Genomic DNA, 9,768 nt, shown 5'->3' with positions numbered 1-9,768 from the left:
GCGCACCTGTGCCGAGTCGACGACCGTCAGCGCTGCCAGCGGGGCGGCGACCGCCATGGTGGTCACCATCGGTAGCACGAAGGATCGTTTCGGCTTGCGGTACGGCACAGCTGTCTCCCATCAATTACGAACAGTGATCGGGTGTGCGTTCAGGGTTGTGCCCAGAAAGAACAGCCTTCACACTGGTTCACATCCATCACAAATATAAACCTCTGGTTTAGGGTTAGATTTGTGATTGCTCGAATGTAGCCCCCGGAGTGCGGCTGGTCCGGGAGACATGCCGACAGGTGGGAGTGTGACGATGCGAGGCAGTCAGGCACGCGGTGAGGGACGTGGCGAAGGCGGACCGCTAGGCCGGACCCGGCGCCGGAGGCGACTTCGGAACCGGGTCGGACCCCCGACGATCCGACTGCGGCCGGTGGTGCTGACCACCGCGACGGCCGTACTGGTCGGCGGCGCGTACGCCTGGCTCGACGGGCCGGCCGCCCACGATGTCGAACCCATGGCAGGCCCGGGTCACGGGCGCGGACTGAGCCAGGCGGGCGCCTTCGACCACGCCACCGAGGGCGGCACCGCCGAGGAGATCCTGGCGCACTACTACCCCGGCGCGACCATCGGCGCGATCGGCCCCACCTCGCTGGCCGTGCGGCTGACCGGCCTCGACGACGAGGGCCTCGACGCCTACGCCGAGGCGGGCGCGCGGGTGGCGGGCCGCGTCCTCGAGCCGGGGCAGGTCGCCCACCTCACCCCGCTGCCCGACGGCGGCGCGAACGTGGTCGTCACCCTCGGCTGCGACGGCGACGTGCTCTGGCAGACCGCGACCACCGATCCGTGGCTCTACCCGCTCGACCCCAACCCTGGCCGCCCGGCGTCCGAGCACCTGACCCTGTGCGGCGGCGGCGCCTATCGCGGCGCGCTCGGGGTGGCCGCCGAGGACGGCGGTTTCCGCACCGTGAACCGGGTCGACGTCGAGGACTACCTGCTCGGCGTGGTGCCCGCCGAGATGCAGGCAAACTGGGCCGACAAGGGCGCGAACGAGGCGCTGCGCGCCCAGGCCATCGCCGCGCGCTCCTACGCGCTGGCCGAATCGCGCTATCCCTACGCCCAGACCTGCGACAGCACCGACTGCCAGGTCTACCCGGGCACCGAGCGGGAGGACCCGCGCTCCAGCGCGGCCGTGGCCTCCACCGCCGGTCAGGTGCTGCTGCGCGACGGGCACATCCTGCGTGCGGAGTACTCCGCCGCCCCCGACGGCGGTCGTCCCGCCGACATCCAGACTTTCGAGGTCGGCCCGACCCCGGCCGAACTGGCCGTGGTCCGCCCGCCGGTCTCCCCGGGTGATCTGGTGCCGGTCCCGGCCGGGGAGGGCGCGAGCCCGGAAGGCGCGACGCCGGAGAGGCCGTCGCTGATCGACATCGAGTACGCGCGTCGCGGCGGGCCGTCGAGCAGCCTGGGCGACCCGCTCGGCCCGGAATCGCCGCTGCCGCGGAACGCGGGCACCTACCGGCTGTTCAGCAACGGTGTCATCGTCGCCACCGAACTGCTCGGCGCGCAGGTGGTCGACTTCGACGTCCTGCTCTCGATGATCCCCGGCGCCGGCGCGCTGGACGAGCCCGCCGGGCCGGACCGGGCGGAGGGCACACCGGTCGAGCAGGCCGCCCCCGAGAGCGCGCCCGCCGAGCAGACCGCCGCCCCCGACGGCGCGCCCGCCCCCGAGGCGGTCCCCGTCGTCGGGCCGCAGGCCGCGGGGCAGGCCGGTTTCGCCATCCCGTCCATCGAGGCGGTCTTCCCCGGCCGCTGACCGATCCCCCGGCACGATCGGTCCGAAAGGGCGATCGTTCTGGAGCCCGACCCGACCTGGAGCCCGATCCATCCGAAATGGCCTTGACCTTGACGTAACGTCAATTCCGAGACTGGTCTCACCGAGACGATCGCCGAAGGAGAACCGGTCATGACGACGAAAACCGCCACCGGCGAGTGGTCGATCCAGCAACTGGCCGCCGCGGCGGGCACCACCAGCCGGACGCTGCGCCACTACGGGCAGCTCGGGCTGTTGCCGCCGAGCCGGATCGGCGCCAACGGCTACCGCTACTACGACCAGGACTCGCTGCTGCGACTGCAACGCATCCTGCTGCTGCGCGAACTCGGCCTCGGCCTGCCGGTCATCGCCGAGATCCTCGCGGGCGAGCAGGACACCGCCGCCGCCCTGCGCACCCACCTGGACCTGCTCAACCAGGAACAGGAACGGATCGCGCGGCTGATCGACTCGGTACGGACCACGTTGGACAAGACACAGAGAGGTGAGCAACTCGTGGCAGCCGAGGTATTCGACGGATTCGATCACAGCCGCTACAAGGACGAGGTGATCGAGCGCTGGGGCGAGGAGGCCCACACCAGCGGGGACGAGTGGTGGCGCGCGCTGAGCGAACAGCAGCGGCAGCGATTCGTCCAGGAGGCCGCGGACATCGCCGCCGAGTTCGGCCGCGCGCACGCCGAGGGCCTGCCGGTGGACGCACCGCGGGTGCGGGCCGTCACCGCCCGCCACCGCGACTGGATCGCCGAGGGCTGGCGGCACAAGAAGGTGACCGCGGACGCCTTCATCGGCCTCGGCGAGATGTACGTCGCCGATCCCCGCTTCGGCGCGAACTACGACAAGTACGGGGCGGGGACGGCGGAGTACGTCCGCGACGCCATGAAGTCCTACGCCGAGGCGGTCATGCGCTGAGCTCACCGCCGGTGCCGAGCCCGCCCACCTGCGGGGAAACCCACGGTGAGCGGGCCGGTCACCGTCATCCCCCGACTGCACCCTGCGCCGCGCCGGACTTCCGATACTCTGGGCTCCCGTGACCGTCGCATCGTCTCCCGGCTCCGCCAATTCCACAGCTCAGTTCGACCTGATCGTCGTCGGCTCCGGCTTCTACGGGCTGACCATCGCCGAGCGCACCGCGAATGTGCTGGGCAAGAGGGTGCTCGTCCTCGACCGGCGTCACCACATCGGCGGCAACGCCTATTCCGAGCCCGACCCGGAGACCGGCATCGAGGTCCACAAGTACGGTGCGCACCTGTTCCACACCTCCAACAAGCGGGTCTGGGACTACGTCACGCAGTTCACCGAGTTCACGAACTATCAGCATCGCGTGTTCGCCATGCACAAGGGGCAGGCCTACCAGTTCCCGCTGGGCCTCGGCCTGATCTCGCAGTTCTTCGGCCGGTACTTCACCCCGGACGAGGCGCGCCGGCTCATCGCCGAGCAGGCCGCCGAGGTGGACACCAAGGACGCGCAGAACCTCGAGGAGAAGGCGATCTCGCTGATCGGCCGCCCCCTCTACGAGGCCTTCGTGCGCGACTACACCGCCAAGCAGTGGCAGACCGATCCCAAGGAACTGCCCGCCTCCAACATCACCCGGCTGCCGGTTCGCTACACCTTCGACAACCGCTACTTCAACGACACCTACGAGGGCCTGCCCAAGGAGGGGTACACGAAGTGGCTGGAGAACATGGCCGCCTCCGAGCTGATCGAGGTGCGGCTCGACACCGACTGGTTCGACGTGCGCGACGAGCTGCGCGCCCAGAACCCGGACGCGCCGGTCGTCTACACCGGCCCGCTGGACCGCTACTTCGACTACGCCGAGGGCGAGCTGGGCTGGCGCACCATCGATTTCGAGACCGAAGTGCTGAACACCGGTGATTTCCAGGGCACCTCGGTCATGAACTACAACGACGCCGACGTCCCCTACACCCGCATCATCGAGCCGCGCCACTTCCATCCCGAGCGCGACTGGTACCCCGGGGACAAGACGGTGGTGATGCGTGAGTACTCGCGCTTCGCCCAGACCGGCGACGAGCCCTACTACCCGATCAACACTCCCGAGGACCGCGCCAAGGTGCTGGCCTACCGGCAGCGCGCCGCCCGCGAGACCGCCGAGGCCAAGGTGCTCTTCGGCGGACGCCTCGGCACCTACCAGTACCTGGACATGCACATGGCGATCGGCTCGGCGCTGAGCAAGTTCGACAACGTGCTGCGCCCCCACCTGGAAACCGGCGCCCCGTTGGCCGACGAGCAGAGCTGAGTCGCAGCCCGGGGCGCACACACGGAAAGTCCACGATGACACCCCCTGTGACTCCCAAGACCGCACAGACCGCATTGGAAGAGATGACCCAGACCCGCGCGACCTCGCTGCTCCAGCGCATCATCCTGCCCCGCCCCGGCGAACCGCTCGATGTGCGCACCCTCTACCTGGAGGAATCGGCGACCAACGCGCGGCGCGCGCACGCGCCCAGCCGCACCTCGCTGGCCATCGGCGCGGAATCGGAAGTCTCGTTCTGCACCTACTTCAACGCCCTCCCGGCCAGCTACTGGCGTCGTTGGAGCGTGCTGACGTCGGTGGTGCTGCGCCTGGAACTGGCCGGACACGGCCGTGTCGACGTCTACCGCTCCAAGGCCGACGGCTCGCGAATCCATGTGCTGGGAAAGGAGTTCTCCGTCCCGGCGGGCGCGGTGTCGACCGCCGTCGAACTGGAGACCGAGCTGGCCCCCTTCGAGGACGGCGGCTGGATCTGGTTCGACATCACCACCGACACCGCGGTCACGCTGCTGTCCGGCGGCTGGTACGCCCCGATCGAGGCGCCGGGCGAGGGCAGCATCGCGGTCGGCATGCCCACCTTCAACCGGCCGACCGACGCGGTGAAGACCCTGGCGGCGCTCGGGGCCGACCCGCTGGTGCTGGAGAAGATCAGCGCGGTCATCATCCCCGACCAGGGCACCCGCAAGGTCGTCGACGAGCCGGGCTTCGCCGAGGCGGCCGCGGTGCTCGGCGACCGGCTGGCCATCCACGACCAGCCCAATCTCGGTGGCTCCGGCGGCTACAGCCGGGTCATGTACGAGGCGCTGAAGACCACCGACGCCCAGTTCATCGTCTACATGGACGACGACATCGAGATCGAGCCCGACTCGATCCTGCGCGCGCTGGCCTTCGCCCGCTTCGCCAAGTCGCCGGTGCTGGTCGGCGGGCAGATGCTCAACCTGCAGGAACGCTCGCACCTGCACGTGATGGGCGAGGTCGTCGACCGGTCCATCTTCATGTGGAGCGCCGCGCCCAACGTCGAGTACGACCACGACTTCGCCAAGAAGCCGCTGCGCGACCGCGACACCTCCAAGCTGCTGCACCGGCGCATCGACGTCGACTTCAACGGCTGGTGGACCTGCGTGATCCCGCGCCGGGTGGCCGAGGAGCTCGGCCAGCCGCTGCCGCTGTTCCTCAAGTGGGACGACGCGGAGTACGGCCTGCGCGCCAAGGCGGCGGGCTATCCGACGGTGACCCTGCCCGGCGCCGCGGTCTGGCACATGGCCTGGAGCGACAAGGACGACGCCATCGACTGGCAGGCCTACTTCCACCTGCGCAACCGTCTGGTGGTCGCGGCGCTGCACCTGCCGGGCGACCCGCGCGCGATGATCGTCAACACCGTCAAGGCCACCCTCAAGCACCTGCTGTGCCTGGAGTACTCGACGGTGGCCATCCAGAACCTGGCGATCCGCGACTTCCTGGCCGGCCCGGAGCGGCTGTTCCAGCTGCTGCCCTCGGCGCTCGGCGCGGTGCACGAGCTGCGCAAGCAGTACCCGGACGCGGTCATCCTGCCCTCGTCCACCGAACTGCCGCTGGCCTCGCACCTGAACGTCGGCGCGGTCGGCGAGCCGTCCAACCCGATCGCCAAGGTGGTCCGGCTGGCCAAGGGCGTGGTGCACAACCTGCGCCCGGCCCGGCCCGAACACCACGAGACCCCGCAGCTGAACGTGCCGACCCTGGACGCGCGCTGGTACCTGCTCTCGCAGGTCGACGGGGTCACGGTGACCACCGCCGACGGACGCGGCGTGGTCTACCGCAAGCGTGACCCGCGTCAGGCGCTGGCCCTGTTCAAGGAGGCCATGCGGCTGCGCAAGGAACTGGCCGAGCGATTCCCCGAGCTGCGCGAGCGCTACCGGGCCGCCCACCCGCGGCTGACCAGCACCGCCGCCTGGGAGAACGTCTTCGGCATCGAGCAGACCGAAGGCGAGAACAACCGGTGACCTCCAACGCCCTGTCCCCGAACGCCCGCGCGGAATCCTTCGCCGAACCCCCGGTCGACCCGGGCGCGCCCGCGCGCTCGCCGGAGGTCGCGCTGATCAACGCCGTGCAGTCCGGCATCGGCGCGAACCCCGCGGTGGTCTCTGCCGCGCGCGGAATGTCGCACTTCGGCGAGCACGCGCTCGGCTGGGTCGGCATCGCCGCGGCGGGCTGGCTGGCCGACAAGCCGCGCAGGCGGCAGTGGGCGGGGGTCGCCGTCGGCGCCGTCGGCGCGCACGCGGCCTCCATCGTGATCAAGCGGGTGGTCCGCCGCCCGCGGCCGCACCACCCGTCGGTGCAGGTCAACGTGGGTACGCCGAGCAAGCTCAGCTTCCCGTCCTCGCACGCCACCTCCACCGCGGCGGCGGCGGTGTTGCTCGGAAAACTCACCGGGCTACCCTTGCCTGCGGTGCTGATCCCCCCGATGCTGCTCTCCCGGGTCGTGCTGGGGGTGCACTACCCCTCCGACGTGCTCGCCGGTTCGGCACTGGGCGTGGCCTCGGCCAAGGCCCTGCTCGCCGTCGAATCCCGGCGTGCGCGCCGGGCCGGACGGTAGCGTGCGAACACGCGCCGTGTCTCGCACCGACGAGATGGAAGACAGTGACCGCTCGAGAAAAGGCCTTGGTTAGATGAGTGAAGAGCCGACCGGCGCCGACCTGGCCGATGCCGTCGTCAAGGGCCCGCCGAAGTCGCTGGCGGGCGGGCTGATCAAGGCCGTCCGGCCGCGGCAGTGGGTCAAGAACGTGCTCGTGCTCGCCGCCCCGCTGGCGGCGGGCCCGGAGACGGCGGGCGACCTCACCGTGCTCGGCCACGTGGCCATCGCCTTCGTCGTGTTCTGCATGGCGGCCTCCGGCATCTACCTGGTCAACGACGCGCTGGACGTGGAAGCCGACCGCGCGCACCCGACCAAGCGGTTCCGCCCGATCGCGGCGGGCGTGGTCCCGGTCAACCTGGCCTTCGGCCTGTCGGCGGTGCTGCTGGCGGGCTCGGTGCTCGCCTCCTTCGCCGCGTCCTGGCAGCTGGCCGTGGTGATGGCGGTCTACATCGGCATCCAGCTGGCCTACTGCTTCGGGCTCAAGCACCAGGCGGTGCTCGACATCTGCATCGTGTCCTCGGGCTTCCTGCTGCGCGCGGTGGCGGGCGGCGCGGCCGCGGCCATCGTGCTCTCGCAATGGTTCCTGCTGATCATGGCGTTCGGTTCGCTGTTCATGGCGGCGGGCAAGCGCTACGCCGAGCTGCAGATCGCTCTTGGCACCGGTGCGAAGATCCGCAAGTCGCTCGAGTACTACACCCCGACCTACCTGCGGTTCATCTGGACTCTCGCGGCCACCGCGGTGGTCGTCTTCTACGGCCTGTGGGCGTTCGAGCAGGATCGTGCCAACGACACGACCTGGTTCGCGATCTCCATGGTGCCGTTTACCATCGCAATCCTGCGTTACGCGGTCGACGTCGACGGCGGTGAGGCAGGGGAACCGGAAGAGATCGCCTTGGGGGACCGCGTGTTGCAGTTCCTCGCCATCGCCTGGATCGGAGCGGTAGGTGTCGCTGTCTATCTCACCTGACGAGAAGCTGGCCGATGCAGCGGCGCGAACTGAAGACGTGACGGATCGCCCTGTGCCGCAGGAGCGGTCCGTTCCGTCTGCGCTGCGTCTGCCCTCGGCCCTCTTCGTCGGTGGGATCACGCTCACCGTCGCACTGTTCGCCATCGGCGGCTGGAATCGGCGCTGGATCGCCGACGACGGCCTGATCGTGCTGCGCACGGTGCGCAACCTGCTCGCGGGCAACGGCCCGGTGTTCAACGCGGGCGAGCGCGTCGAGGCCAACACCAGCACCGCCTGGACCTACATCGTCTGGTTCTTCAGCTGGCTCACCCAGGTCCGGCTCGAATACGTGGTCCTCGGGGTGGCGCTGACGCTGTCGCTGATCGCGATCGTGTTCGCCATGCTGGGCTCGGCCCGGCTGTGGGGCGGCACCGGCTCGGCGCTGCTGCTGCCCGCGGGCGCGATCGTCTACATCTCGCTGCCGCCCGCCCGCGACTACGTCACCTCCGGTCTGGAGACCGGCCTGGTCATCTGCTGGCTGGCGGTGCTGTGGTGGTCGATGATGCGCTGGGCGCAGGCCGACCGGGTGCGCCCGGGCGGGCTGGCCTGGCTGGTCTTCCTCGCCGGTCTCGCGCCGCTGATCCGGCCGGAGATGACCCTGGTCGGCGCGCTGGCGCTGCTGATGATCTTCTTCGCGCCGATGCCGCGGTGGCGGTTCGGCCCGGTGGCCACCAGGGCCATGATCGTCGCGGTCGCGGGCGTGGTGCCGATGGCCTACCAGATCTGGCGGATGGGCTACTACGGTCTGCCCTACCCGAACACCGCCGTGGCCAAGGACGCGGGCGGGGCCAAGTGGGAGCAGGGCTTCACCTATCTGTGGGATCTCGTCGGCCCGTACCTGCTGTGGCTGCCGTTGCTCGTCCTGCTGGTGGCCGCGGTGGCCGCGATCCGCGGCGGCGGACTGCCCGCCTGGACGCCCGCCCCGCACGAGTACGAGGGGGACTCCCGTCTCGATCGGGTGCGGCGGTGGCTGCGCTCGCCCGCGGCGGTGGTCACCCTGGTGCTGGTCAGCGGTTTCATCCTGACCGTCTACGCGCTGCGCGTCGGCGGCGACTTCATGCACGGCCGCATGCTGCTGGCCCAGCTGTTCCTGTTCCTGCTTCCGGTCTCGGTGCTGCCGCTGCGGCTGCCGCGCTCCGGTGCGGCCGCCGCCCGGCGCGGTTTCGGCGTGGTGCTGCTGGCCTGGCTGGCCACCATGATCTGGGCGCTGTTCGCGGCGGGCACCACCGCCATCACCTCCGGCACGAAGATCAACGAGTCCGGCATCGTGGACGAGCGCGTCTACTACGTGCTCAACACCGGTCACGACCACCCGATCCGGGCCGAGGACTATCTCGACTATCCGCGCATGCGGGCGATGATCTCCGAGATCCGCCGCAACCCCAACGGCGGGCTGCTGCTGAACTCGCCGTCGTTCATGTTCTGGTATCTCGCACCGCCGCCGCAGCCGATCCCCGAGGGCGGCGCCGGGCACACGGTCTACTTCCTGAATCTCGGTATGACCAGCATGAACGTCCCGCTGGACGTCAAGGTCATCGATCCGATGGGCCTGGCCTACCCGCTGGCCGCGCACAGCGACCGGCTGGTCGACGGGCGCATCGGCCACGACAAGAGCCTGTACCCGGACTGGGTGGTCGTCGACACCGGCATGGTGGACCAGAAGCCGTGGATGCCCTGGTTCATGGACGAGAAGTGGGTCACCCAGGCCAGGACCGCGCTCAGTTGCGACGACACGCACGCGCTGCTGCTGTCCAGCCGGGGTGAGCTGACCTTCGAGCGCTTCCGGCACAATCTGCGCAACGCGCTGAAGTTCGCCGAGTACCGCATCGATCGCGTGCCCAAGTACGAGATCCAGCGGTGCGGTCTGGTCGATCCGTTCCCGCAGCCGCCGCGTTAGGTCGCGGCCCGGCCGCGAGCCGGTGAAGGTCACGGCTTGCACCACCGGCCTCGAGCATGCACTCTTGGCACATCTGTTGTGGGTGTGATAGTGGGATATCCCTCTTTGTCTCGGTTTGGTAACGTCCCGGGCGGGGTAGGGGGTTAGGCTCGTCAGCGACGCCCGTGGG

General features: G+C 69.8%; 7 protein-coding genes. All 7 read left to right on the top strand.

Translation table 11 applies throughout. The features are described 5' to 3' along the window. Window positions 1-418 precede the first annotated feature (418 nt). The 7 genes from QH283_RS24025 (at window position 419) to zomB (ending at window position 9,599) form a co-directional block, all read left to right on the top strand. Entirely contained in the window at window positions 419-1,801 is a 1,383-nt protein-coding gene (locus QH283_RS24025) for a SpoIID/LytB domain-containing protein (protein ID WP_280505205.1), read from the top strand. Window positions 1,802-1,951: 150 nt separating this feature from the next. Further along, window positions 1,952-2,725: a MerR family transcriptional regulator gene (locus tag QH283_RS24020; RefSeq protein WP_280505204.1), complete on the top strand. Its 774-nt coding sequence runs from the start codon at window positions 1,952-1,954 to the stop codon at window positions 2,723-2,725. Between the two features lie 118 nt (window positions 2,726-2,843). Then, window positions 2,844-4,070: a UDP-galactopyranose mutase gene (glf, locus tag QH283_RS24015; RefSeq protein WP_280505203.1), complete on the top strand. Its 1,227-nt coding sequence runs from the start codon at window positions 2,844-2,846 to the stop codon at window positions 4,068-4,070. Between the two features lie 83 nt (window positions 4,071-4,153). Then, a complete protein-coding gene (locus tag QH283_RS24010; RefSeq protein ID WP_280505208.1) occupies window positions 4,154-6,064 on the top strand; it encodes a glycosyltransferase in 1,911 nt (636 codons plus the stop codon). A gap of 92 nt (window positions 6,065-6,156) precedes the next feature. After that, window positions 6,157-6,657: a phosphatase PAP2 family protein gene (locus QH283_RS24005; RefSeq protein ID WP_280505207.1), complete on the top strand. Its 501-nt coding sequence runs from the start codon at window positions 6,157-6,159 to the stop codon at window positions 6,655-6,657. Window positions 6,658-6,730: 73 nt separating this feature from the next. Then, complete coding sequence (locus QH283_RS24000; protein WP_280505202.1) at window positions 6,731-7,663, top strand: decaprenyl-phosphate phosphoribosyltransferase; 933 nt, start codon at window positions 6,731-6,733, stop codon at window positions 7,661-7,663. 37 nt (window positions 7,664-7,700) lie between these two features. Next, window positions 7,701-9,599, top strand: a complete 1,899-nt coding sequence (gene zomB / locus QH283_RS23995; RefSeq protein WP_414689523.1) for a flagellar motor control protein ZomB — start codon at window positions 7,701-7,703, stop codon at window positions 9,597-9,599. Window positions 9,600-9,768: the final 169 nt, after the last annotated feature.

This window comes from Nocardia farcinica (assembly GCF_029867845.1).
Lineage (GTDB): Bacteria > Actinomycetota > Actinomycetes > Mycobacteriales > Mycobacteriaceae > Nocardia > Nocardia farcinica_A.
The sequence above is the reverse complement of the archived record's forward strand: the minus strand, read 5'-3'. Positions and strand labels throughout refer to the sequence as shown.

Bases quoted from the DNA above. Each gene is read 5' to 3' on its own strand.
- QH283_RS24020 (WP_280505204.1), top strand. From the start codon at position 1,952: ATGACGACGAAAACCGCCACCGGCGAGTGGTCGATCCAGCAACTGGCC.
- QH283_RS24010 (WP_280505208.1), top strand. From the start codon at position 4,154: ATGACCCAGACCCGCGCGACCTCGCTGCTCCAGCGCATCATCCTGCCC.
- QH283_RS24000 (WP_280505202.1), top strand. From the start codon at position 6,731: ATGAGTGAAGAGCCGACCGGCGCCGACCTGGCCGATGCCGTCGTCAAG.